General features: G+C 60.1%; 19 protein-coding genes and 1 pseudogene. 17 read left to right on the top strand and 3 right to left on the bottom strand.

Annotated features, from left to right (window positions below; translation table 11 throughout):
- Positions 1–39: 39 nt before the first annotated feature.
- From thrC to HCI85_RS03485, 3 genes are all read left to right on the top strand, one after another.
- Positions 40–1,449, top strand: a complete 1,410-nt coding sequence (gene thrC, locus HCI85_RS03495) for a threonine synthase (RefSeq protein ID WP_167141976.1) — start codon at positions 40–42, stop codon at positions 1,447–1,449.
- Between the two features lie 89 nt (positions 1,450–1,538).
- Complete coding sequence (locus HCI85_RS03490) at positions 1,539–1,799, top strand: ribosomal protein L7/L12 (RefSeq protein ID WP_241693726.1); 261 nt, start codon at positions 1,539–1,541, stop codon at positions 1,797–1,799.
- 31 nt (positions 1,800–1,830) lie between these two features.
- Positions 1,831–2,565, top strand: a complete 735-nt coding sequence (locus tag HCI85_RS03485) for a substrate-binding periplasmic protein (protein WP_167141973.1) — start codon at positions 1,831–1,833, stop codon at positions 2,563–2,565.
- A gap of 23 nt (positions 2,566–2,588) precedes the next feature.
- Here HCI85_RS03485 and HCI85_RS03480 read toward each other — a convergent pair.
- Positions 2,589–3,819 (bottom strand): annotated as a pseudogene (locus HCI85_RS03480) (CaiB/BaiF CoA transferase family protein).
- Between the two features lie 303 nt (positions 3,820–4,122).
- On the opposite strand from HCI85_RS03480, the gene bacA reads away from it, so the two are divergent.
- The 10 genes from bacA (at position 4,123) to recJ (ending at position 17,597) form a co-directional block, all read left to right on the top strand.
- The gene (gene bacA / locus HCI85_RS03475; RefSeq protein ID WP_167141965.1) at positions 4,123–4,752 is read left to right on the top strand and encodes a biofilm formation regulator BacA; all 630 of its coding nucleotides are present in this window, start codon (positions 4,123–4,125) and stop codon (positions 4,750–4,752) included.
- A gap of 4 nt (positions 4,753–4,756) precedes the next feature.
- Complete coding sequence (locus tag HCI85_RS03470; RefSeq protein ID WP_167141962.1) at positions 4,757–5,458, top strand: PspA/IM30 family protein; 702 nt, start codon at positions 4,757–4,759, stop codon at positions 5,456–5,458.
- A 56-nt stretch (positions 5,459–5,514) separates the two neighbouring features.
- The gene (locus HCI85_RS03465; protein ID WP_167141959.1) at positions 5,515–6,159 is read left to right on the top strand and encodes an OB-fold-containig protein; all 645 of its coding nucleotides are present in this window, start codon (positions 5,515–5,517) and stop codon (positions 6,157–6,159) included.
- Positions 6,160–6,186: 27 nt separating this feature from the next.
- Positions 6,187–8,232: a flotillin family protein gene (locus HCI85_RS03460; RefSeq protein ID WP_167141955.1), complete on the top strand. Its 2,046-nt coding sequence runs from the start codon at positions 6,187–6,189 to the stop codon at positions 8,230–8,232.
- A gap of 113 nt (positions 8,233–8,345) precedes the next feature.
- On the top strand, positions 8,346–8,585 hold the full coding sequence (locus tag HCI85_RS03455; RefSeq protein WP_167141952.1) for a hypothetical protein: 240 nt from the start codon (positions 8,346–8,348) through the stop codon (positions 8,583–8,585).
- A gap of 100 nt (positions 8,586–8,685) precedes the next feature.
- Positions 8,686–13,941, top strand: a complete 5,256-nt coding sequence (locus HCI85_RS03450; protein ID WP_167141949.1) for a DNA repair ATPase — start codon at positions 8,686–8,688, stop codon at positions 13,939–13,941.
- A complete protein-coding gene (locus HCI85_RS03445) occupies positions 13,938–14,498 on the top strand; it encodes a rhomboid family intramembrane serine protease (protein ID WP_167141945.1) in 561 nt (186 codons plus the stop codon). The genes HCI85_RS03450 and HCI85_RS03445 overlap by 4 nt, the downstream gene beginning before the upstream one ends.
- Positions 14,499–15,188, top strand: coding sequence for a phospholipase D-like domain-containing protein (locus tag HCI85_RS03440; protein ID WP_167141942.1), 690 nt, complete (start codon positions 14,499–14,501; stop codon positions 15,186–15,188).
- Positions 15,189–15,262: 74 nt separating this feature from the next.
- A complete protein-coding gene (locus HCI85_RS03435; RefSeq protein ID WP_160085224.1) occupies positions 15,263–15,802 on the top strand; it encodes a YaeQ family protein in 540 nt (179 codons plus the stop codon).
- A gap of 82 nt (positions 15,803–15,884) precedes the next feature.
- The gene (gene recJ / locus HCI85_RS03430) at positions 15,885–17,597 is read left to right on the top strand and encodes a single-stranded-DNA-specific exonuclease RecJ (RefSeq protein WP_167141939.1); all 1,713 of its coding nucleotides are present in this window, start codon (positions 15,885–15,887) and stop codon (positions 17,595–17,597) included.
- A gap of 4 nt (positions 17,598–17,601) precedes the next feature.
- Here the strand turns inward: recJ and HCI85_RS03425 are convergent, their stop codons facing one another.
- The gene (locus HCI85_RS03425) at positions 17,602–18,273 is read right to left on the bottom strand and encodes a transglutaminase-like cysteine peptidase (protein ID WP_167141936.1); all 672 of its coding nucleotides are present in this window, start codon (positions 18,271–18,273) and stop codon (positions 17,602–17,604) included.
- A 364-nt stretch (positions 18,274–18,637) separates the two neighbouring features.
- On the opposite strand from HCI85_RS03425, the gene HCI85_RS03420 reads away from it, so the two are divergent.
- Positions 18,638–19,384 carry a tellurite resistance TerB family protein gene (locus tag HCI85_RS03420; protein WP_167141933.1) on the top strand — a complete coding sequence of 249 codons (747 nt, stop codon included), beginning with the start codon at positions 18,638–18,640 and terminating at the stop codon, positions 19,382–19,384.
- A gap of 91 nt (positions 19,385–19,475) precedes the next feature.
- Positions 19,476–20,270, top strand: coding sequence for a hypothetical protein (locus tag HCI85_RS03415; RefSeq protein ID WP_167141930.1), 795 nt, complete (start codon positions 19,476–19,478; stop codon positions 20,268–20,270).
- A gap of 3 nt (positions 20,271–20,273) precedes the next feature.
- Here HCI85_RS03415 and HCI85_RS03410 read toward each other — a convergent pair whose 3' ends face one another.
- Positions 20,274–21,911: a diguanylate cyclase domain-containing protein gene (locus tag HCI85_RS03410; RefSeq protein ID WP_167141927.1), complete on the bottom strand. Its 1,638-nt coding sequence runs from the start codon at positions 21,909–21,911 to the stop codon at positions 20,274–20,276.
- 170 nt (positions 21,912–22,081) lie between these two features.
- On the opposite strand from HCI85_RS03410, the gene prfB reads away from it, so the two are divergent.
- Positions 22,082–23,177, top strand: a protein-coding gene (gene prfB, locus HCI85_RS03405) for a peptide chain release factor 2 (protein WP_160085219.1) whose coding sequence is annotated in 2 segments (ribosomal slippage) — positions 22,082–22,153 and positions 22,155–23,177 — 1,095 coding nt in all. Because the reading frame shifts where the segments join, the coding sequence is not laid out codon by codon here.
- Between the two features lie 61 nt (positions 23,178–23,238).
- Positions 23,239–24,741: a lysine--tRNA ligase gene (gene lysS, locus HCI85_RS03400; RefSeq protein WP_090251173.1), complete on the top strand. Its 1,503-nt coding sequence runs from the start codon at positions 23,239–23,241 to the stop codon at positions 24,739–24,741.
- Positions 24,742–24,757 lie beyond the last annotated feature (16 nt).

The following is a 24,757-nucleotide window of genomic DNA, read 5'->3' as shown; positions in this document are numbered from 1 at the left end:
TGCGGTGGCTCTCGAAGATTTAACCGAAGGTTTGCCCCTATGCGCTATATCAGTACCCGTGGCCAGGCACCGGCCCTGAATTTCGAAGATGTGCTGCTCGCCGGCCTGGCCAGCGATGGCGGCCTGTACGTACCGGAAAATCTGCCGCGTTTCACCCAGGAAGAAATTGCCTCCTGGGCCGGCCTGCCTTACCACGAGCTGGCTTTCCGGGTGATGCGCCCGTTCGTCACTGGCAGCATTCCGGATGCCGACTTTAAAAAGATCCTCGAAGAAACCTACGGCGTGTTTGCCCATGGCGCTGTCGCGCCGCTGCGTCAGCTGAACGGTAACGAGTGGGTGCTTGAACTGTTCCACGGTCCGACCCTGGCCTTCAAGGATTTTGCCCTGCAGTTGCTCGGCCGTTTGCTTGATTACGTGCTGGCCAAGCGCAATGAGCGCGTAGTGATCATGGGCGCCACTTCCGGTGATACCGGCTCGGCGGCCATCGAAGGCTGCAAGGCCTGCGATAACGTCGACATCTTCATCATGCACCCGTACAACCGTGTATCCGAGGTGCAGCGCCGGCAGATGACCACCATCCTCGGCGACAACATCCATAACATCGCTATCGAAGGCAACTTCGATGACTGCCAGGAAATGGTCAAGGACAGCTTCGCTGATCAGGGTTTCCTCAAAGGCACCCGTCTGGTCGCGGTGAACTCGATCAACTGGGCGCGGATCATGGCCCAGATCGTTTACTACTTCCACGCAGCCCTGCAGCTCGGTGGTCCGGCGCGTTCCATCGCGTTCTCGGTACCGACTGGTAACTTCGGTGACATCTTCGCCGGCTACCTGGCGCGCAACATGGGCCTGCCGATCAGCCAGCTGATCGTCGCGACCAACCGTAACGACATCCTGCACCGCTTTATGAGCGGCAATCAGTATGTGAAAGACACCTTGCATCCGACCCTGTCGCCGTCCATGGATATCATGGTGTCGTCGAACTTCGAGCGTCTGTTGTTTGACCTGCACGGCCGTAACGGTGCGGCAATCGCCGAGTTGATGGCCAACTTCAAACAGGGCGGCGGTTTCAGTGTTGATCAGGATCGCTGGACCGAAGCACGCAAGCTGTTCGACTCCCTCGCGGTGGATGATGCGCAGACCTGCGAAACCATCACCGAGGTGTTTAACGAGTGTGGCGAGCTGCTTGATCCGCACACGGCCATTGGCGTGCGTGCTGCACGTGAGTGCCGTCGCAGCCTGGCGACGCCGATGGTCATCCTCGGTACCGCGCACCCGGTGAAATTCCCGGAAGCCGTTGAGAAGGCTGGTGTCGGTCAGGCGCCTGCCTTGCCGGCGCACCTGGCGGATCTGTTCGAGCGTGAAGAGCGTTGCACGGTTCTGGCCAATGACCTGAAAACCGTACAGGGCTTTGTGGCCCAGCACGGTAATCGCGGCAAGCCGCTGTAAGCCCGGCGCTGGTCAATAAAGCCGGTACCCGTAAGGGGCCGGCTTTTTTTGTGGCTATGCTCTGGCTACTTACCGGAGAGGGGTGTGCGATGGCTGAGTCTGATCAGGATTTACCCGCGCAGGTGCTGGCCGCGCTTGAGCGTGGGCAGAAGATCGAGGCGATCAAACTGCTGCGCGAACTCAGGGGGCTGGGCTTGAAAGAGGCCAAGGATTTAGTCGAGGGCTGCGGAACGGATCGACAGATGGCAGGTGTATCAGTGGTGCAGTTGGGCGGGCATGCCGGTATCTTCTGGCTGTTGGGTTTGCTCTTACTGGCTGCTGCAGTGGCCTGGTGGTTTGGTTTGTTTTAGCCGCAGTGTGCAGTACAGCAGAGGTAGTCGGGTGAAGGGGTTGATCAAGGCGGTTGTGCTGCTGTGCGGTTTCTCTCTTCTGGCTGGTGTCCATGCCGCCAGTTTTGATGTTGGTTTTTATAACTACCCGCCGATGATGATCGAGCAGGATAAGACCGGCATCTATCAGGATATTTTCGATGAGTTGGGCAAGCTGACGGGCGATACCTTCAACGTGCAGTACTACCCCTATCCGCGCCTTGGCCTGTTGTTTAATGGCGGGCAACTGGATATTGAGCCGGGTGTTTATCCGGGGTGGGTGCAGGGGCAGTCGACGCCTGGGGTATTTTCGGTACCGTTTGGCAAAGTGGTCGATGTCATAGTATTTGCCCCAGGCAAGGCCTTCCCGGTGGCGCGGCCTGAGGATTTGCGCGGTAAGTCAGTTGGGTTAGTGCGTGGCTATGCCTACCCAGACCTGCGAACGTTGATTGATGAGGGGCTGCTGGATCGGCGCAATGCACTGAATGAAGCGCAATTGCTGGAGATGCTAGCCAAATCGCGCTTCGATCAAATTGTGGTCAATAAGGCGATTGCGCAATACAGCCTGGCAAACATCCCTGAGTACCGGGATCTCGAGATTGGCGATGTGATGAGTTCTTTTGATATCAGCATGCGTGTTCAGCCGCGTCATGAAGACTGGCTGGATAAGCTTGATGCGGCCATTCTGACGCTCAAGCGGCGCGGTGTAATTGACGCGATCTATGCCAGGTATGGCATTCATCTCTAACTGCGTGCTCATGAAATGGCTGATTAGATGACACCGTCGCGGCGTAAACCCGCAATCTGCTCCCCGCTGTAACCTAACCGACTCAGCACCTGTTCATTGTGCTCGCCCAGTTCCGGGCCGACCCAGTTCACCTCGCCTGGTGTGTCGCTCAGTTTGGGTACGATGCCGGGCATTTTGAAGGCTTTGCCGTCTGGCAGCTTGGCTGACAGGAGCATTTCTCGGGCGAGAAACTGCGGGTCGTGGAACATGTCCTCAGCGCTGAAAATGCGGCTGGCCGGCACTTCGGCTTGGTTCAGCGTGGTCAGCACCTGCTCAAGCGGCAGCGAGCCGACCCAGCGGTCGATCACGCCATAAATCTCGTCGCGTCGCGCATCGCGGCCGTCATTGCTGGCCAGCGTTACGTCGTCTGCCAGGTCCTGGCGGCCGATGGCCTGCATAAAGCGCTTGAAGATCGCATCGCCGTTGGCGCCTATCTGAATATGTTTGCCGTCGCTGCTGGTATGGATGGAGGAGGGCGTGATGCCGGGCATGATGTTGCCGGTGCGCTCGCGGATAAAACCGAACACATCGAACTCCGGCACCATGGACTCCATCATGGCGAAGATCGCCTCATACAGCGCCACGTCCACCACCTGGCCGCTGCCACCGTTCACTTCGCGGTGTCGCAGCGCCATCAATGCGCCGATCACGCCCCACAGCGCAGCAATTGAGTCACCAATGCTGATGCCAGTGCGCACTGGCGGGCGGTCCTTGAAGCCGGTGATGTAGCGCAGCCCGCCCATGGACTCACCCACTGCGCCGAAACCCGGTTGATCTTTCATGGGCCCGGTTTGACCGAAGCCGGACAAGCGCACCATCACCAGCTTCGGGTTCAGTGCATGCAGCACGTCCCAGCCCAGGCCCAGTTTCTCCAGCACGCCGGGGCGAAAGTTCTCAATCAGAATATCCGCTTCAGCAAGCAGCTTCTTAAGTACCTCACGTCCGGCCTCGTGTTTGAGGTTGAGGGTGATTGACTGCTTGTTGCGCGCCTGCACAAACCACCACAGCGACGTGCCCTCGTACAGCTTGCGCCACTTGCGCAGCGGGTCACCGCCATCGGGTGATTCCACCTTGGTCACCTCGGCACCAAACTCGGCGCAAATGCGCGAAGCAAAAGGGCCGGCGATCAGGGTGCCGAGCTCAATCACTTTCAGGTTGGCGAGGGGGCTGTTGGCTGTGCTCATAAGAGGTTCCGTTGGGTGGTGGGCCGGCCAAGGCTATTCGATTGTGAGTGCTGCGTCATATTTCAATGTCCGCTGTCAGGCGTTGCGGCTGCGATGGGGTTGGCAGATTTAGCTGTTTAGTTGGCGGGGATATGGCGTTAAATTGCCGTCACGAATGGATGCTCGGCATTGCTAACCTTGGATGGTTTACCTCCTGCGACTTTCCCTTGTGTTTTTTATGCGGCGCTGCTTTTGAGTGGCTCGTCTTTGCACGCCTGAAAATCAATAAACATGCGCTTTAAAATATTACATGTGATGTGTTGATTCATTACATGTGTGAGGCTAGTCTGCGTTCATGGAAAGCAAATCATCAGCCCACTATCAGCGTCTTTTTCGTCAGCGCCTGCGCGAGCAGGGGTTGGTAAAAAAAGAGGTCTGGATACTGCCAGAGCATGCCCCGCTGCTTATGGCATTCGAGCGGAAACTTCGCCAGCCGCACTCATTAAAGCTGGCTTCAATGGAAAAGGAGGAGGGTATGAGCATGCCGCAGGTTTGGACTGCACAGGCTTTATACGATGCGCTATCGGCCGCTGAGCTATTCAAGGGCGGGCAGGCGAGCATCGAGCTGATTCAAAGCTCGGATGCCAGCTTGCACGTGACCATGCACGACTATGGCGACCTGCCTTTGTTTATCGCCGTATTTGGTGAGCAAATCGTGGTCGAGGGCCTGCTTTGGCCTGCCGCCGATGTGCGCGACAGTGCGGCGTTCAATGAGCAGGTGCTGCGCACGCACAAGCTGTTTCCGCTGTCTTCTATCGGCCTGGAAACCCTGCCGGACGGTCAGCCTTGCTACACCATGTTTGGTGCGCTGAGCTCAGCGTCGACATTGACCGACGTGGTATTCGAGATTGAATTGCTGGCCGACAACGTGATCAAGGCGACCGAAGCCTATGAAGGCTTCCTCAAGGCTGACGCTAAGGAGTGATGCTATGAACGTCTGGAGCAAATTGCTGACGGCGCTGCGTGGTGGCGCCAATGAAGTGGGTGAGGCCGTGGTTGACGGTCAGGCGCTGCGTATTCTCGATCAGGAGATACGCGATGCCGATCTAGAACTGCGCAAGTCCAAGGAAGCCTTGGCCGAAATCATGGCCAAACAGAAACTGGCCAGTGATCGACTGGGCAAAAGTACGGCGAAGATCGCCGAGTACGAGCAGTACGCGCTCAAGGCTCTGGATGCCGGTAATGAAACCCTGGCCAAGGAAGTCGCCGAGAAGATCGCCAATCTGGAAGCCGAACAGGCCAGCGACCGTGAGCAGGCCGATGGTTTTGCGGCCAGCGTGGCGCAGTTGCGCAAAGCCGTGACCCAGGCAGAAGGGCATATCAAACGCCTGAAGCAGCAGGTCGATACGGTCAAGGCCACGGAAAGCGTGCAGAAAGCGCAGATGGCAGTGGCGCAGCGCTATGGTGGCTCGCAGGCCAAGTTGCATACCGCCGTCGAATCGCTGGAGCGCATCAAGCTCAAGCAGGCCGAGCGTGCAGCCATGATGGAAGCCAGTGCGGAATTGGCCGCAACCAGCGCGCCGGATGACGCCTTGGAGGTCAAACTGCGTGCTGCCGGCATCGTGCCGGACAACGCCAGTGCTGACAGCGTGCTGGCACGTCTGAAGAGTAAGGCCAAACCAGAAGCCTAAACGGCCAATGCGGGGGCTGCGGCTCCCGCTTCTTCGACTAGCAGGATGTAAAAAAGATGGAGCTATTCATACAGACCGCGCTGTCGTTCCCCGTGGTGGTGCTCAGTTTTGCACTCTGCGTGGCGATTCTGTATTGGTTGGTCGCCGCCATGGGGATTCTCGATGTCGATCTGCTGGATATCGAAGTCGATTCAGCACTGGAAAACCATTCGTTGCAACCTGAAGGCTTGGCCGGCCTGCTACTCAAGCTGGGCCTGAACGGCGTGCCGGTGACGCTGGTTCTCACCTTATTGTTCTTTTTCGCCTGGTTCCTCTGCTATTTCGCCGAGCTGTTTTTGTTGCGCTTTCTGCCTTTGGGCATTTTGCGTTACCCCCTGGGTTTGCTGGTGATCGCGGCTGCGTTGATCGCCGTGGTGCCCGTGGTGAGCCTGTTGGTGCGGCCGTTGCGTCCGCTGTTTCTCAAGCTGGAAACCACCACCAGCAAGTCCGTGCTCGGGCAGGTAGCCATCGTGCGCAGTGGGCGAGTAACTGCCGCTCAGGGTGAGGCGACGCTTGAGGATGGTGGCGCTGGGCTGATTCTGCGTGTACGTGCCGATGAGGCACATGGATTCAAACGTGGCGACCGCGTGGTTTTGCTGGAGTACCTGGAGGCCGAACACGCCTATCGGGTGATTACCGAAGACGAGTTCAAGGGCATCTAGCCCGTTTATCAAAGGAGATTGATTGTAATGAGCCTCGAGCTGCTAATGCCTTTTCTGACCGGTTTAGGTCTGTTCTTTCTGGTTATTTTTGGCTTTTTCGTCCTGTTCAAAGCCTTCTATATCAAGGTGCCGCAGGGTACCGCGTTGATCGTCAACGACATGTCTTCGACGCCCAAGGTGCATTTCACCGGTGCTCTGGTGTACCCGGTGATCAACCTCAAGGAGTTCATGAAGATCTCCCTGATCACCCTAGAAGTGGACCGTCGCGCCAAGGACGGGTTGATCTGCAAGGACAACATGCGTGCCGACATCACCGTGGCCTTCTATTTGCGCGTCAATGAAACCCAGCAGGACGTGCTCAAGGTGGCCAAGGCCATCGGGGTGGAGCGCGCTTCTGACCGCAGTGCGGTCAACGAGTTGTTCAACGCTAAGTTCTCCGAAGCGCTGAAAACCGTCGGCAAGCAGTTCGACTTCGTTCAGCTGTTCGAGAACCGCCAGGAATTTCGCGATCGTATCGTTGAGGTGATCGGCAACGATCTCAACGGCTATGTGCTGGAAGACGTGGCCATCGACTACCTGGAGCAGACCTCCAAGGCATCGCTCGACCCGAGCAATATTCTCGATGCCGAGGGTATCCGCAAGATCACTCAGCTGACTGCTGCGCAGAACGTCATTACCAATGACCTGGAGCGCAACGAAGAGCTGGCGATCAAGAAGAAGAACGTGGAAACCCGCGAGGCGACTCTGGCTCTCGAGCGTCAGCAAGCCGATGCCGAGGCGCGGCAGAAGCGCGAGATCGAAACCATCCGTGCCCGCGAAGAAGCCGAGACCCTCAAGGTCAAGGAAGAAGAGCGCTTGAAGGCCGAACAGGCGCGCATCACTACCCAGCAAGAGCTGGATATCCGCGCTGAGAACCATCAGCGCGAGGTTGAGGTGGCGCAGCAGAACCGCCAGCGTGCGGTGGTTATCGAGGTTGAAAAAGTCACCCGCGCCAAGGACCTGGAAATCGTCTCCCGCGAACGCGAAGTCGAGCTGCAGCGCATCGAGAAAGAAAAAGCCCTGGAAGTCGAGCGCAAGAATATCGCCGGGGTGATCCGCGAGCGCGTCGCGGTCGAGAAGACCGTGGCCCAGGAAGAAGAGCGCATCAAGGAAGTGCGTGAAGTGTCCGAAGCGGATCGGAACAAGCAGGTCATGGTGCTCAACGCCCAGGCCGAAGCCGAGCAGGAGCTGGTGCGCCAGGTCAAGCAGGCCGAAGCCGACGAAACCCGTTCCCAGCACAAAGCCGTAGAAATCAACAACATCGCTCAGGCCGAGTTGGAAGCCGCGGCCAAGCAGGCCGAAGCCAAGAAGAAAATGGCCGAAGGTATCGAGGCCGAGCGCGCTGCGCCTGGTCTGGCCGATGCGCGGGTGCGTGAAGTCACCGCCGCCGCCAAGGAGAAGGAAGGCCTGGCCGAAGCTCGTGTGCATGCTGAGCAACTGATCGCCGAAGCCAAGGGTGACCAGGAGAAAGGCCTGGCCGAGGCGCGGGTGACCGAAGCCAAGGCTGCCGCCAAGGAAAAAGACGGCCTGGCCGACGCCAAGGTGCTGGAAGAGAAACTCGGCGCTCAAGCGCGCGGCGAAGAACAGCTCGGCGCAGCCAAGGCCAAAGCCACCCAGGATCTGGGTATGGCCGAAGCCCATGTGTTGCTGGAGCGTCTGAATGCCGAGGCCGAAGGCCTGGGCAAGAAGTTCGGTGCTCTCGATGCACTCAGCGACAACGCGCGTCAGCACGAGGAGTTCCGCATGCAGTTGGAGGCGAACTTCGACGAAGCCATGGCTGCCATCGCCGCCAACAAGGAAATCGCCAAAGATCAGGCCGAAGTGCTCTCTGCGGCGCTGTCCAAGGCGAAGATCGAGATCGTCGGCGGCGAAGGCGACTTCTTCAACTCCTTCGCCAAGTCGCTGTCGGTGGGCAAAGCCATCGAAGGTGTGGTCGGCAAGAGCCCGGTGGTGCAGGACGTGTTGGCCCGTCTGCTGAATGGTCGTGTCAGCGAAAGTAAAACGCCGGCGGCAGTGGATAGCCGCGAGAGCTAAGTACTTGCCGGTAACGGCTGAAACTAGCGTCTTACCCATAAGTTGGACGTTCTCTTGGGGTTGGCGAAAGCCAACTCCTTGAATGACCCGTTTATCTCTAATTAGGAAGCCTTATGTCAGAACCACGGGATTATCTGGAAATGTCGTTTCGCTCGATTCAGTGCTTTGCCAATGACGGCCGCCTGGACGTGCAGGAGCTGGGTGCTCTGTTGGGTGTTGCCGAGCGCGACGGAGTGATTGATGACAATGAAGTTCGCGTGCTGAAGAAGATCATCGCTCATATCAAACCCGAAGAACTCGATCAGGCGATGCGCGACAAACTTGCCGAAATAGCCCAAAAGATTGGTGCATAAAAAAGGTACAGCCATGTGCTTCGCCTTTGGGGCTGGCTGAAGCCGGCCTCTAGTCTCATCCCACCTTGCTAGCAGACAGCGCAGATTCAGGAAGACCACGATGTCGGATGCTCCAGCCGTAGCCCAACCACAGGATGTATTGGACAAGGCCGTCGCCGAAGGCGGTGCCTACGAGGTGCTGCACAAGCGCCTGCAGGAGCAAGGCCTGCGCCTGCGCCAGAGCGCCGAGGCGCTGAACGCTCAGCGTTTGCAGGAGTTTGGCAGCAGCCAGATGGAAGTGGTCGGGCGGGTACGCATCCGCACCGAGAACAACTGCACGGCCCGCGATATTGTCCAGGTCGGCGAGAATCTGCTTTTCGGCTACAACGTGTTCCTCGGCCTGAAAAAGGAAACACGCGTCGAGGACGTGTTTTCCCTGTATCGCCTGAGCGAGCAGGACGAAGGCTATGAAGCCGAGAGCGTAGCGCTGGCCGACAGCTTTCTCGGCCAGAGCAGCTTCGTTAACGACTTCAACGAGCTCTACACCTATTACAAGAACACCCGCCTGCTGCAGCTGCTGGTGCGCGACGGCAAGCTGCTGGCCAGCTTCCAGATCGGCGAGCGGATCAGCGATATCCGGGTGTTCCGCTGGTCGATCGCCGACGGCGGCAAAGAAGTTCGCTATATCGACAACCGTGGCGAGCGCGACATAGCGCTGCCGGCGCCGTTCGATTTTGAGTGGCAGAAAACCTCCCGCGAGATGGTGGTCAATGGCCGCCACCCGCATATGAATATCCTCGACACCCTCTTTGTTGAAACCATCGGCGGCGACCTCACGGTCAAGGTCGAGAACAATACCGAAGACGGCCTGGGCATCTACCGCGAAGCTGTGCTGGACAAGACTCAGTCGCTGGACGACGCGCAGATCGAGTACGCCAAACTCGGCAGCCTGATCCTGTTGAAAGTCCTGCCGTACCGCGAAGAGCAGTGGCGCTACCTGGTGTTCAACAGCCTGACGCGCAAGGTCGAGCGCATCGACGCCATCGGCCAGGCCTGCGTGCAGCTACCGGAAGACCACGGCATCATCTTTCCCGGTGGCTACTACCTGCAGAATGGCGAGTCCAAGGCCTTCGAGCAGCCCATGGCCGGCATGCGCTTCAAGCGCGCGGTGCGTTCGCCCAATGGCGAGGACGTGCAGTACATCTTCTACCACCCGGAAGAAGGCCGTTCGGCGCTGTTCACCTACAACATGATCAACCGCCAGCTGCACAACCCGATCTTCGGCCATGGATTCGCGCGCCTGGAAGACGGGCGCATGGTGATCTTCGCCGCCGAAGGCACAGAACCGACCCGTATCCACCCGATGCAGATCTGGCAGACGCCGTTCTGCAGCGATGATTTCGCCGCTCGCCAACCGGTTCGCAGCGGCTTCTTCGGGCGCATCGGCAATGCTGAGCTGGTGCGCGGTGTCTCCGACCTGCTGGGCCTTAGCCGCGAGATCGAGACGCCGGAAGTCTCGGTGCAGCGTTATACCCAGCTGTGCCAGAACACCCGCCGCTTGTTTGACGTCTACCACTGGTTGGGTGATGCCCAGTGCCAAGGCATGGCGCCGCTGCTGCGCGAGATCGCCGCCACCGGCGAACTGGTGCTCGACGAATTCGAGAAAGTCGAGAGCATTCGTCAGCAATCGGCTCGCGCGATGGCTGAGGCCGAAACCCGGCAGCAGGCGCTGCTCTCCGGTCTGCTGATCGATAGCTGGGACGAGGTGCAGCACTTCGTCGATGCGCTCAACGGCATCAATGCCCAGCGTGGCCAGCTACTGACTATTCGCGATTACCGCTATATCGATGTGGCGCGTATCGACGCCATGGAAACCGAACTGCTGACGGCCCAGGAGCAGGTCGCGGCCGCCACCTCGGGGTTTTTGGCCAGCAAGGCCGCGCTGGAACCCTATGTGCTGCAGCTGGCCCAGCTCGACGCCCAGGCGCAGAAGGCCGAGAGCGTCAGCCAACTCAACGAACCGCTGGTGGCGTTGCAGGCCATGGCCGGCAACCTGGATATGTTGTCCAGCCTGATGGCCTCGCTGCCGATCGACGATGCTACCCAGCGCACCGCGATCGTCGAGTCGATTTCCGAAGTCTATGCCCGTCTCAACCAAACCAAGGCCCGCGCCGAACAGCGGCGCAAGGGCCTGGGCTCGGCGGAAACCGTGGCGCAGTTCGGCGCCCAGTTCAAACTGTTCAGTCAGGGCATCACCAATGCCCTGGCCATGGCTCAGGACCCGGAGCGCTGCGACGAACAGCTGTCGCGCCTGCTGGTACAGCTGGAAGAGCTGGAGAGTCAGTTCGGCGACCAGGAGCAGTTCCTCGGCGATATTCTGGCCAAGCGCGAGGAGCTGCTGGAAACCTTCGAGGCGCACAAACAGGCACTGCTCGATGAGCGTCAACGCAAGGCCCAGGGCCTGCTCGACGCCGCCCGGCGGATTCTGGAAAGCCTTGGCCGGCGCACCGCACGTCTGACTCAAGCCGATGAGCTGAATGCCTTCTTTGCTTCTGATCCGTTGATTCTCAAGCTGCGCGAGCTGGCCGAACGCCTGCGCGAGCTGAAGGACAGCGTCAAGGCCGAGGACGTCGAGTCGCGCCTCAAGGCCGCCCGCGATCAGGCGGTGCGCAGCCTGCGCGACAAGAGCGAGTTGTTCGAGGAAGGCGGCAACGTCATCAAGCTCGGCCCGCGTCATCGCTTCAGCGTCAACACCCAGGAGCTGGACCTGACCCTGATGCCGCGTGGCGATCAGCTCTACCTGCACCTGACCGGTACCGAATTCCTCGAACCGCTGCAAAATGCCGAGCTGGAAGCGCTGCGCGACTATTGGCAGGTGTCTCTGGAGTCTGAATCCGCCACGCTGTACCGCGCCGAATACCTGGCCGGCGAAGTGCTGGCAGCCGCCGACGCCGGGCGCGATGGCCTTAGTCTGGATCTGCTCAAGCAACAGCTGGCGCAGCCGGACGCGCTGATCAAGAGCATTCGCGACTTCGCCGCGCCGCGTTACAAGGAAGGCTACGAGAAGGGCATCCACGACCATGATGCGGCGTTGATCCTCACCCAGCTGTTGCCGTTGCGCGACAGTGCCGGGTTGCTGAGTTACGGCGCCTTGCCGCGCGGCTTCGCCAGCTTTTTCTGGGGCCAGACGCTGCGTCGTGACGATGCCAAGCAATGGCCGCAGCGCGCGCGTAGTGCCCGGCATATCCAGCAGTTGTTCGGTCAACGCGACAGCCTGTTGCAACTGCAGGCGGAAATTGCCGAAGCCATGCTCGGCTATAGCGCCCAACAGGGCATAAGCCTGACTCCGGCGACGCTGGCAGAGGCGGCGGAATACCTGGTGCAGGAACTGGCCGCTGAGCGTATCGAGTTCGTGTTCAGCAAATATGCCCGCGAGTTGCTGGCCGGTTTGCAGGCGCGTCTGCAGACGGCGCATATGTGGGATGTGTATCAGCAGACCTTGGCACAACTGCAGGATCGCCCGGCGGCGCAATGGGCGCTGGTGGAGAACTGGCTGCGCGGCCTGTGCGCGGCAGAAGAATTCGCCGCGCTCAGCGCCTATGTGCCCGAGGCCGTGGCCTTGAGCCTGCTCGCCGAGGGCGTGCCCAAACGTATCACCGAGGTGGACCTGCGTTTTACCGTCAAGGAGCTGATGGGTGAGCACCCGCGTATCAGCGAACGGCAACTGGTGCTGGCGGTGGACGATTTCTTCGCTCGCCTGCGCGTGCACCGCGAGCAGTTCCTGCCTGGCTTGCAGCGCTACCAGGCGCTTCGCCAGGAGGTGGTGGCGCGCGAGCGTGAGGCGCTGCGCCTAAATGAATTCAAGCCCAAGCCGCTCAGTTCCTTCGTGCGTAACAAGCTGATCAACGATGTCTACCTGGGCGTGATCGGCGACAACCTGGCCAAACAGATGGGCACCGCCGGGGAGAACCGCCGTTCGGACCTGTCCGGTTTGCTGATGCTGATTTCGCCGCCGGGTTACGGCAAAACCACGCTGATGGAGTATGTCGCTCACCGCCTCGGCCTGATCTTTATGAAGATCAACGGCCCGGCGCTGGGGCACGAAGTGCGCTCGCTGGACCCGGCCCAGGCGCCGGACGCCACTTCCCGCCAGGAGCTGGAAAAGCTCAACCTGGCGCTGGAGATGGGCAACAACGTGATGCTCTATCTCGACGATATCCAGCACACTCACCCGGAATTTCTGCAGAAATTTATCTCGCTGTGTGACGGCACGCGACGTATCGAAGGCGTGTGGAAGGGGCGCACCCGCACCTACGACATGCGTGGGCGCAAGTTCTGCGTGATCATGTCGGGCAACCCCTATACCGAGTCCGGTGACGTATTCAAAATCCCGGATATGCTGGCCAACCGCGCCGACATCTATAACCTCGGCGACACCCTGGGCGGCATGCAGGAAGCCTTTGCGCTGTCCTATATCGAGAACGGCCTGACCTCCAACCCGGTGCTGGCGCCGCTGGCCACTCGCGATATGGCCGATGTCTATCGCTTCGTCGCCAAGGCCGAGGGCAAGCCGTTTTCCAGCAATGAGTTGAGCCACAGCTACAGCGCCGCCGAGGTCAACGAGATTGTCACCACCTTGCAGCGCCTGATGCAGGTGCGCGATGTGGTTGGCCGGGTCAATCAGCAGTACATCGCCAGTGCCGCCCAGGCCGATCAGTACCGCACCGAACCGCCGTTCAAGTTGCAGGGCAGCTACCGCAACATGAACAAGATGGCAGAGAAAATCAGCGCGGTGATGAACGACACCGAGGTGCTACAGCTGATCGCCGATCACTACCAGGGCGAATCCCAGTTGCTCACCACAGGCGCCGAGGAAAACCTGCTCAAGCTCGCCGAGTTGCGCGGCAATATGACCGACGTACAGGCCGAGCGCTGGGCGCAGATCAAACGCGACTTTATGCGTAACAAGGCCATGGGCGGCAGCGATACGGATGTCGGTGGCCGGGTGGTGGCCCAGCTCAATGATCTGGTCGAGGGGGTGCGTGGCCTGGCCAAGCTGGCACCGGGCGAGCAAGCCGCCGCACAGACGATTCCCTGGGCCGAGCTGCTCGCCGGGTTGGATAATCTGGGCAAGCTGCGTCCGCAGGTGGAAGTGATTACGCCGCCGCAGCCAGCCGTGCAGAAAGTCCTAGAAAGCCTGGCCGACAGTCTGCAGAACAGCTTTCTGCCTTTGATCCACGCGATGGACAAGAAGATCGATATCGACCTGCGTACCCACAATCGCATGCTGGAAATATCCACCCAACTGCGTGATCTCGGTGAGCAACTGGGCCATGAATCGCGCCTGAGTGGCGACAGCGAAAGCGAAACGCCATGAAGGCCGGGCTGTTGCCACGCGTGCAGTTGTTGTTGGGCATCGCCGTACTGATGCTGGTGCTGCAGCTGGGCAACAGCCTGAGTGCTTACAGCCTGAATATCTGGGGGGTAATACCGCGGCGGCTTGAGTCATTGCCGGGCGTGCTGTTTGCGCCTTGGCTGCATGGCGGCTGGATGCACCTGCTGAGCAACCTCAGCGGTCTGCTGGTGCTGGGGCTGCTGGCCTTGCTCGAGTCGCGTCGCGACTTTATCCAGGCCAGCCTGTTTATCATCCTCGGCAGTGGGTTGTTGGTCTGGCTATTCGGCCGCGAGGGTATCCATGTCGGTGCCAGCGGCTGGTTGTTCGGGCTGTGGGCGCTGCTGCTGGCGCGGGCCTGGTTTCGCCGTAGCTGGCTCGACCTGCTGCTGGCGGTGCTGGTGTTCTTTCTGCATGGCGGCTGGGTCTTCGGTTTGCTGCCGCAGCAAGGCGTTTCATTTGAATATCATCTGGCCGGCGCGCTCTGCGGTGGGCTCTATGCGGCCTGGCGCTATACGCCGCGCGCACGACAAGGAGGTTAAATGGATTTCAATCGTCTCGATCAGCAGCTGCGCGACAGCCTAGCCGATCTGCGCCTGAGCAATGAAGAGCGTGATGAGCTGCGCCAGCTGGGCAGCGACCTGGGCCAGGATCAGGTGCGCTACCTGCGTAACCGCGCCTTTGCCCTGGTGCGTGAGTTGGTGCAGGCCGATTTGAACAATAGCGAGCCAGCGCTGAAATGGCTGGAGCAGGTGGTCAAGACCCTCGATGCTAGCAGTGCCCCACCGCGTCCGGCTCTCGCCAGCGCGCACTTCAGCCCCGGCGATGATTGCCTGCGCAAGATTCGCGAACTTTGTCGGCAGGTGCGTACATCGCTGGATATCTGCGTGTACACCATCTCCGATGACCGCCTTAGCGAAGAAATTATCGCCTGCCATCGCCGCGGCATTGCCGTGCGGGTGGTCAGCGACAATGAAAAGCAGTTCGACGAGGGTAGTGATATCCAACATCTGATCGCCCAGGGCGTGCCGCTGCGCATCGACGACAGCCCGTATCACATGCACCACAAGTTCGCGTTATTCGACGGTAACCTGTTGCTCAACGGCAGCTTCAACTGGACCCGCAGTGCCACCACCAGTAACGAGGAAAATCTGCTGGTGACCGATCATGCGCTGCTGGTCGCCAGTTACCGCAGCGAGTTCGACAAGCTCTGGACTCGCTACGCCCGCTGAGCGTTCCGGTTCGTGATGGCGCAGCCTTTGCGGTAGACTTGCCGGCTTATTCGACCAGTCAAGAAGCCCCGTCCATGGCCCTGCCGTCTACCACTTACAAAATTGAGCTGAACCTCACTGACATGGACCGCAGCGTCTATGAAAACCTGCGTTTCACCGTTGCCAAGCACCCTTCGGAAACCGAAGAACGCCTGGCAGCGCGGCTCGTGGCCTATTGCCTGTTCTATCACGAGCAGCTGGCGTTCGGTCGCGGCCTGTCGGATGTGGATGAGCCGGCGTTGTGGGAAAAGAGCCTGGATGACCGTGTGCTGCACTGGATCGAAGTCGGCCAGCCAGACAGCGACCGCATCACCTGGTGCTCGCGGCGTACCGAAAAATTCAGCCTGGTGGCCTACGGCAACCTGCGCGTTTGGCAGACCAAGGCGCTCGATCCGGTGCGCAGCCTGAAAAATATCAACGTCGTCGCCCTCGACCAGGAAGCCTTGGCCAAGCTGGCGCTGGATATGCCGCGCTCGCTGAACTGGAGCGTGATGATCAGCGACGGTGAGCTGTTCGTCACCGATGAGCGTGGCCAGCATGAGCTGCCCATTGAGTGGTTGGCTGGCGAGCGCTAGAGCGTTTCCGTCTTCTGAATGAAGGTGGGCGTGGACTTGGTCGCGCCTGCCAATGTTTCGCACCGTTTGTATCGGAAATCTGATGCGTATCGAGTCCCGCCCGCTGCCCGCAACCCTGCCTGATCTGGGCGCTCTACCGCCGTTGTTGACCCGCCTCTATGCCGCTCGCGGCGTTCAGTCTGTCGCCGAACTGGATAAAGGCCTGGCGCGGTTGATTCCCTACCAGCAGCTTAAAGGCATGGACACGGCAGTCGATTTGCTGGTGCTAGGGCTGCAGCAAGGCCAGCGCATGCTGATCGTCGGCGACTTCGATGCCGATGGTGCCACTGCCAGCACCGTCGGTGTGCTGGGGCTGCGCATGCTCGGCGCAGCGCATGTCGATTACCTGGTGCCCAATCGCTTTGAGTACGGCTACGGACTTACGCCGGAAATCGTCGCGGTCGCACTCGAACGCGAGCCGCAATTGCTGATTACCGTGGATAACGGTATTTCCAGCGTCGAAGGCGTGGCCGCAGCTAAGGCCGCGGGGCTGACCGTGCTCGTTACCGATCACCACCTGCCCGGTGCCGAGTTGCCGGCGGCGGATGCCATCGTCAATCCCAACCAGCCGGGCTGTGCGTTCCCCAGCAAGGCACTGGCCGGCGTTGGCGTGATGTTCTATGTGCTGCTAGCGCTGCGTGCGCAGCTGCGAGAAACAGGTTGGTTCACTGCTCAGCGTCCAGAGCCGAACCTGGGCGAGCTGCTTGATCTGGTGGCTCTGGGTAGCGTCGCCGACGTGGTGCCGCTGGATGCCAATAATCGCATTCTGGTGCATCAGGGCCTCGCACGGATTCGTGCCGGCCGTGCGCGGCCGGGCTTGCGTGCGATTCTCGAAGTGGCGGGGCGTGATCATCGGCGCATCACCTCCACGGACCTGGGTTTTATCCTTGGCCCACGGCTGAATGCGGCCGGGCGGTTGGATGATATGGCGCTGGGCATCGAATGCCTGCTCTGTGAAGACGAAGCACTGGCCCGCGATATGGCCGTGCAGCTCGATCAGCTCAATCAGGACCGCAAGGCCATTGAGCAGGGCATGCAGCGCGAGGCTTTGGCCCAGCTCAAGGACTTGCCGTTGGAAGACATGCCCTTTGGTTTGTGCCTGTTCGAGGCGGATTGGCATCAGGGGGTAATCGGCATCCTCGCCTCGCGGATGAAAGAGCGATATCACCGCCCGACCATCGCTTTTGCCGATGCGGGTGACGGCGTGCTTAAAGGCTCGGCGCGTTCGGTGCCGGGCTTTCATATCCGTGATGCGCTGGATGCCGTGGCCGCCAAACACCCTGAGCTGATCAGCAAGTTTGGCGGGCACGCCATGGCGGCCGGGTTGTCACTGCCGCATGAGAATTTCGCCGCTTTCGCTGCCGCCTTCGATGCTGAAGTGCGCCGCCAGCTGTGTGAAGACGATCTGACCGGGCGTTTGCTGTCCGATGGCGCCTTGTCCATTGAAGAGTTCCACCTACCGCTGGCCAAGGAGCTGCGCAATGCCGGGCCCTGGGGCCAGCATTTCCCTGAGCCGCTGTTTCATGGCGTATTTCAGCTGGTGCAGCAGCGCGTGGTGGGTGAGCGGCACCTCAAAGTGGTGCTGAAAAGCGAATGCGGCAGCGTGCAGCTCGATGGCATCGCCTTTGGTGTGGATCGCGAAATCTGGCCGAACCCGACCGTGCGCTGGGTCGAGTTGGCCTACAAGCTGGACGTCAATGAGTACCGTGGGCAAGAAAGTGTGCAGTTGCTGATCGCCCATATCAGCCCGCGCTGATTGGCTAGCTCTGCGGTGAGGGCGCGGCTGAGCCATCGGCCAGCGCGCGTTCGCTCAGCTCATTCCAGCGGGCGAGAAACTCCGGAGGCTGGCTGACGCGCTGCGGCGACTTGGCCAGAAACACCCCGTGGTTATTGAAGGAATACACCGGCAACAGATCGCCACGCTCACTGGCCGGGCGGATGCGTGGGTCGAGGTTGTCGAGAATCAGCGGTTGTTCGCTGGCGCTGGGGTAATAGGCCAGCACCATATGCGCCTGGTTCTGCTTGAGCGCCTTGACGAAAGTCAGGCGCAGTTTCTCGCTCCGTACACCCATGCGCACCAGGCTGAAGTATTTGGCGATGGCGAAATCTTCGCAGTCACCTTGGCCCAGGCGGAGTGTTTGCGCCGGCGTGGCCCAGTAATCGTCGGCTCCCCAGGCCTGTTGGTCGCTGACAAAACTCACTGAACGGTTGATGAAGTGGTTGACCCGCTCCAGTTGGGCGCGCTCGTCGTCGCCGGTTGAGTTGTCGAGCAGGTTGAGCCAGCTGGCCAGACGCGTATCGCTGAGTACCATAGCCAGGGCGCTGTGCTGGGTAGTCGGCGCATCGGCCACCAGCACCGGGCTGAATAGCCAGCAACTGGCAAGCAAGCTGCGCAGCAAGCGGTGGGCGGGGCGATTGGCGCGTGGGTGCATGGCGCGAAGTCTCCGGCGTAGGCTCTTGATAGCCTTTTGCCGTTGCGAGGTTTGTGTGCCCGCCATCCTTGGCGGGCACCCTACGGGCCGTCGCTGTGCGACGTCAAAAATTGCTCTCGGCAATTTTTTGTAGCGCCATCCTATCGGCGTCAAATATAGATCGACCATCGGCAGAATGTGATGGTGACCACTATTTGACATATTTGCAGTCCTGTAACCGGCAGAAAGCCGACGAATAGCCGTTTTTCATGGCTTTCACGTCCGTTGGCAATCTTTCGAAGCACTCTGGCGTTAGGTGGCGAGAAACCTCCGTCTCTAGAATCGGTCTGTGTGCTTGCACAACCATTTTTAGGGAGAGCGCTTGATGATTACCCGTGGCTTGCTTGATCAGTTGTTGAAATCCGGCCAGGACCTGATGCAACAGAAATCCGCCGGCAGCAAAGGCGGTTCAGCGGGTGGCCTGGGCGGCGCTTTGGGCGGTTTGCTCGGCGGCGCCGGTAAAAGTGGCCAGGGCGGTGATCTCGGCACTCTGCTCAAAGGCGCGGGCGGTGGCGCGTTGGCCGCTGGCGCGCTTGGCATGCTGCTGGGCAACAAGAGTGCGCGCAAAATGGGCGGCAAGGCGCTGACCTATGGTGGTCTGGCCGCGCTTGGTGTGGTTGCCTACAAGGCCTACAGCAACTGGCAGGCGCAGCAAGCCAGTGCGCCACAGGCTGAGCCGCAAACCCTGGACCGCTTGCCGGCACCACAGGCCGAGATTCACAGCCAGGCCATTCTCAAGGCGCTGGTGGGCGCTGCCAAAGCCGATGGTCATGTCGACGCCCGCGAGCGGGAGTTGATCGAAGGCGAGCTGGTCAAACTCACCGGCGACGCCGAGCTGCAGCATTGGCTGCAGGCCGAATTGAACAAACCACTGGACCCCGCCGAAATCGCCCGTGCGGCCAGCACGCCGGAAATGGCCGCTGAAATGTATATCGCCAGTGTGCTTATGGTCGATGAAGAGCACTTTATGGAGCGTGCCTACCTGGAAGAGCTGGCCCGTCAGCTCAAGCTGGATCCGGCGCTAAAGGCCGAACTTGAGGCTCAGGTGCGTCAGGAGCTGGTGGCGGGCTAATAGCGCGTAGCGGCCATCTGCCCAGGGTTCTGGCTGCTAGCCGGCGGCCTGCCTATAATCGGCGCCTTTCCTTGCTATGGATGGACGCCCGATGCGCCGCACCTACACGAATTGCCTGCTGAGTCTGGCGCTGGTTCTTTTCAGCGCAATCGTGCATTCCGCGCCTGATGTGGCGCTGACTCAAGTGCAGCTGGCGCAGGTACAGGTGTTTCGCGCCAGTACTGATCTGTTTATCCATCGTGGTGAAGGCGGACATGCCGAGCTGGCGGCCAAGGTGCAGGCTGACCTGGGCAAGTTGCGTGAAAGCCTGGCGACCGTGCAGGCGCAGCCGCTGACCGATTCGGCTCGCTTGGCGATGGAGCAATTGCAGCCGCCATTAGCCGCGTTTGTGGCGCTGGTCGAGCAAACGTTGGCCTATAACCCCAGTGAGCCGGACTTGCCTTGGGAGTTCAATTTTCAGTACAGCAAGGCTCAGCGTGAGCTGGTGGCGGCCTTGGAGGCGCTTGAGCAGCAGCTGTTAAAAGGCCTGGCGCAACCCTTGACGTCGGCAGACCTGCGTTTGCAAAGCCTGCCGGCCAAGGTGCAATACCTGGCGGCGCGCTACACCGCACGGGCTTATGTCGGTGATATCGAAACCCTACCCGAGCAACAGCAGCATTACCTGAATCAGGATATCGATGTGCTGGCCAAGCAGGTTGATGCCGAACTCGCCACCCTAGCCACTGAGTTGACCGGCGAGCAGCAACAGCGTTTGCAACGGGCGCAGACGCGCTGGAAGTTTATCTACTCGCGTCTGGTCGGCTACAACGACAACCTGGTGCCGCTGGTGGTCGAGCGGCACGCGGCCGAGATGGCGGACCAGCTGCTGCGTCTGCGCGCTAAATAAGTCTCAGCGTTTGTAGGTTGCGTGGAATACCGCGCAGTTCTTGCCAGCATGTTTAGCCCGGTACAACGCCTGGTCGGCCAGCTCCAGGGCTTCGGCCAGGTTGCTGCTGTCCAATGGCCAAAGCGCGCCACCGATGCTGCAGCCAACCTTGACTTGGTTATTGCCCAGGTCAACGGGGGCGCTGAGTGCCGCCAGCGTGCGTTCGGCTATCAGCTGTGCCTGTGGCAGCGCTTCGCTGTTGGGCACTGAAAGCACCATCAGGAACTCATCGCCGCCCAGACGTGCTACCAAGTCGCCCTCGCGCAGGCAGCTGCGCAGCCGCACCGCCACTTCACGCAGCAGTTGGTCGCCCGCCGCATGGCCGAACTGATCGTTGATCGGTTTGAAACCATCCAGGTCCAGGTAGAACAACGCCAGGCAATTGCTGCCGGCTTGGCTGCGTTGCTGGGCGCGTGGCAGGTAGCTTTCCAGGGCGACGCGGTTGGGCAGGCCGGTGAGTGCGTCGTGGTGGGCGAGATTTTCCATGACGCCGAGGGCGTTTTGCTGGTGAGTCAGGCTCTCCACCAAATGGCGGATCGAGTTGCTGAGTGCTTCGATCTCCCGGGTGCTTTTCAGCTCCGGTATCGCACTGATTTCTCCGGCGCTGAGGCGGTCCGCTGCCTCGGCGATCTGCCGCAAAGGGCGTGTGAAGTAGCCGGTGATTAGCCAACCCAATAGCGCAAACAGCAGCGCCAGGACGCTGCCCCAAAGCAGAATGTAGAGCGTGGTTTCGCGCGCTGGGGCGTAGGCTTCGTCCAGCGGTTGGCGGGCAATTACTGTCCAGCCCAGCCCCTTGTAATCCATGTGGCCTTGGCTCAGCGCCAGGCCGGTGAGGTACTGCTTGCCGTCCGGCCATTCCTGCACGGCCCACAAGTCATCGCGTTGTGTCACTTCGTTAAGGGCGGGCAGGTGCAGGCGTTGACCGATCATGTCTTTGGGCGCCAGGAGGATCGTGCGGTCCTTGCCGATCACAAAGAACTCGACATTACGGCGTTTCTGGATCGGTTCGAGAATGGCCCGACGCACTTCGTCAGCCCACGACCAGGACAGGTGCGAGGCCAACACGCCCACCAGGCTGCCGTCTGTGGCAAACACCGGCAGGCTTATATCAACGAATTTCATGGCCTCACCGGTTGGGTTGGGCAGCAGTTTGGCCAGCAGCACGGCTTCATGCACATCGCCGATAAATACGTTTTTCTGTGCTTCGAGAAATACGGGGCGCTGGCCGATGCTGGCGCCCTCAAGCACGCCATCGCTCGAGGCCAGCACCGTGCCCTGGGTATCGGTAAAACCGATCCAGGCGATGCTCGGGAACTCGGTTTGCAGGCGATCAAGCAACACGCGCACTTCAACAATATCGTCTGGCTGGCGCAGGGCGCGCAGTTTGCCGATCACCTGCAGCATGGCGGCGCGGCTCTGCATGTCGCGGTCTAGGCGATCAACCATCATAAAGGAGACTTCGGCGAGGTCGCGGCCCACTTCCTCACGGATGCGCTGGCTGGCGTCATGGCCAATCAGGGTGCCGAGCAACCAGCTCAGGCTGGCGACCAGCAGGGCGATCAGAATGGCGAAGCGGCTACGCAGGCTGTGCGATGAGGTCATGGCACGACGGCTCCTGAGGGCGGGTAGGCAGTGTACAGATGAGTTTGAGTATAGTGCGCCGTTGGTCTGCATGGCTGTGCGCCAGCGCCAATTGCGGGCTGCAAGGGCGGATTCGAGTGGGGTATACTCGCCGGCTTTTCCGAAAGTTTGACCTACGAGTGCTGCCAGCCATGGAAATCAACCCGATCCTTAATAGCATCAAGGACCTGTCCGAGCGCACCCAGACTATTCGGGGGTATCTTTGACTACGATCACAAGCATGATCGTCTGGTCGAAGTAAACCGCGAACTCGAAGACGCTAACGTCTGGAACAACCCCGAATACGCACAGAACCTGGGCCGTGAACGCGCCATGCTGGCGCAGATCGTCGAGACCATCGACGATCTTACTGGCAGTCTGGCCGACTCGCGCGACCTGCTCGATATGGCCGTCGAAGAGAACGACGAAGGTGCGGTGAGCGATATCGTCAGCGAAATCGAGCGCCTGCGCGGCATTCTCGAGAAGCTGGAATTCCGCCGTATGTTCAGCGGCGACATGGACATGAACAACGCCTACCTCGACATTCAGGCCGGCTCCGGCGGCACCGAGGCGCAGGACTGGGCCAACATCCTATTGCGCATGTACCTGCGCTGGGCTGACAAACGTGGTTTCAGTGCCGAGATCGTCGAACTGTCTGCCGGCGAAGTCGCTGGCATCAAGGGCGCGACCGTGCACATCAAGGGCGAGTATGCCTTTGGCTGGCTGCGTACCGAGATCGGCGTGCACCGCTTGGTGCGTAAGAGTCCGTTCGACTCTGGCAACCGTCGCCACACCTCGTTCTCGGCGGTGTTCGTCTCGCCGGAAATCGATGACAACATCGAGATCGAGATCAACCCGGCTGACCTGCGCATCGACACCTACCGCTCCTCCGGTGCCGGTGGTCAGCACGTAAACACCACCGACTCGGCGGTACGTATCACCCACGTACCAACCAACACCGTGGTGGCGTGCCAGAACGAACGCTCACAGCATGCCAACAAAGACACCGCAATGAAGATGTTGCGTGCGCGCTTGTACGAGCAGGAAGTGCAGAAGCGCAACGCTGCCTCCCAGGCGCTGGAAGAGACCAAGTCGGATATTGGCTGGGGCCACCAGATCCGCTCCTACGTGCTCGATGCATCGCGGATCAAGGATCTGCGGACCAACATCGAACGCAGCGATTGCGACAAGGTGCTCGACGGCGATATCGACGAATACCTCGAAGCCAGCCTGAAACAGGGCCTGTAAGACCTTTCAGTTCCTCCCCCTGTGCGGGGAGGTGACGAACCCGTGACGGAAACCGATGACCATGAGCGACCAACAACTCGACCAGCACGACCTGCAACAGGAAGAAAACAAGCTGGTTGCCCAGCGCAAGGAAAAGCTTGCTGCTATCCGTGAACAGGGCAATGCCTTCCCGAATGATTTCCGCCGTGACAACTACTGCGCAGACCTGCAGAAACGGTACGCCGAATCGAGCAAGGAAGAGCTGGCCGAGGCGGCCATTCCGGTCAAAGTGGCTGGGCGCATCATGCTCAACCGTGGCTCGTTCATGGTGATTCAAGACATGACCGGGCGCATCCAGGTCTACGTCAACCGCAAGACTCTGTCGGAAGAAACCCTGGCCGCGGTGAAAACCTGGGACATGGGCGACATCATCTCCGCCGTTGGCACCCTGGCCCGTTCCGGCAAGGGCGACCTGTACGTGGAAATGACCGACGTGCGCCTGCTGACCAAGTCGCTGCGCCCGCTGCCGGACAAGCACCATGGCCTGAGCGATACCGAGCAGCGCTACCGTCAGCGCTACGTTGACCTGATCGTCAACGAAGACGTGCGCCAGACGTTCCGCGTTCGCTCGCAGGTTATCGCGCATATCCGCAGCTTTCTGATGAAGCGCGACTTCCTCGAAGTGGAAACGCCGATGCTGCAGACCATCCCAGGTGGCGCAGCGGCCAAGCCGTTCGAGACTCACCACAACGCCCTGGATATGCAGATGTTCCTGCGTATCGCGCCGGAGCTTTACCTCAAGCGTCTGGTGGTTGGTGGCTTCGAGAAGGTGTTCGAGATCAACCGCAACTTCCGTAACGAAGGTGTCTCGACTCGGCATAACCCGGAATTCACCATGTTGGAGTTTTACCAGGCTTACGCCGACTACGAAGACAACATGGACCTGACCGAGGAGCTGTTCCGCGAACTGGCTCAGCTGGTACTCGGCACCACCGACGTGCCTTATGGCGACAAAGTGTTCCACTTCGGCGAGCCGTTCGTGCGTCTGTCGGTGTTCGACTCGATACTCAAGTACAACCCTGAGCTGACTGCTGCCGACCTGACCGACATCGACAAGGCCCGTGCCATCGCTAAGAAGGCCGGCGCCAAGGTGCTGGGTTTTGAAGGTCTGGGCAAATTGCAGGTGATGATTTTCGAAGAGCTGGTCGAGCACAAGCTGGAGCAGCCTCACTTCATTACGCGCTACCCGTTTGAAGTGTCGCCGCTGGCCCGTCGCAGTGATGATGATCCGAGCGTTACCGACCGCTTCGAGCTGTTTATCGGTGGCCGCGAGATCGCCAACGCCTACTCCGAGCTCAACGACGCCGAAGATCAGGCTGCGCGCTTTATGCAGCAAGTGGCCGACAAGGACGCTGGTGACGACGAAGCCATGCACTACGACGCAGACTTCGTCCGCGCCCTGGAGTACGGCATGCCGCCGACCGCTGGCGAGGGTATTGGTATCGACCGTCTGGTGATGCTGCTGACCAATTCACCATCGATTCGCGACGTGATCCTGTTCCCGCACATGCGCCCGCAGGCCTGATGTTGCTAAGCCGCCT

Origin of the sequence: Pseudomonas sp. OTU750018 (genome assembly GCF_011636575.1) — a bacterium.
Taxonomy (GTDB): domain Bacteria; phylum Pseudomonadota; class Gammaproteobacteria; order Pseudomonadales; family Pseudomonadaceae; genus Aquipseudomonas; species Aquipseudomonas peli.
This window is presented reverse-complemented; position numbering and strand designations above follow the sequence as displayed.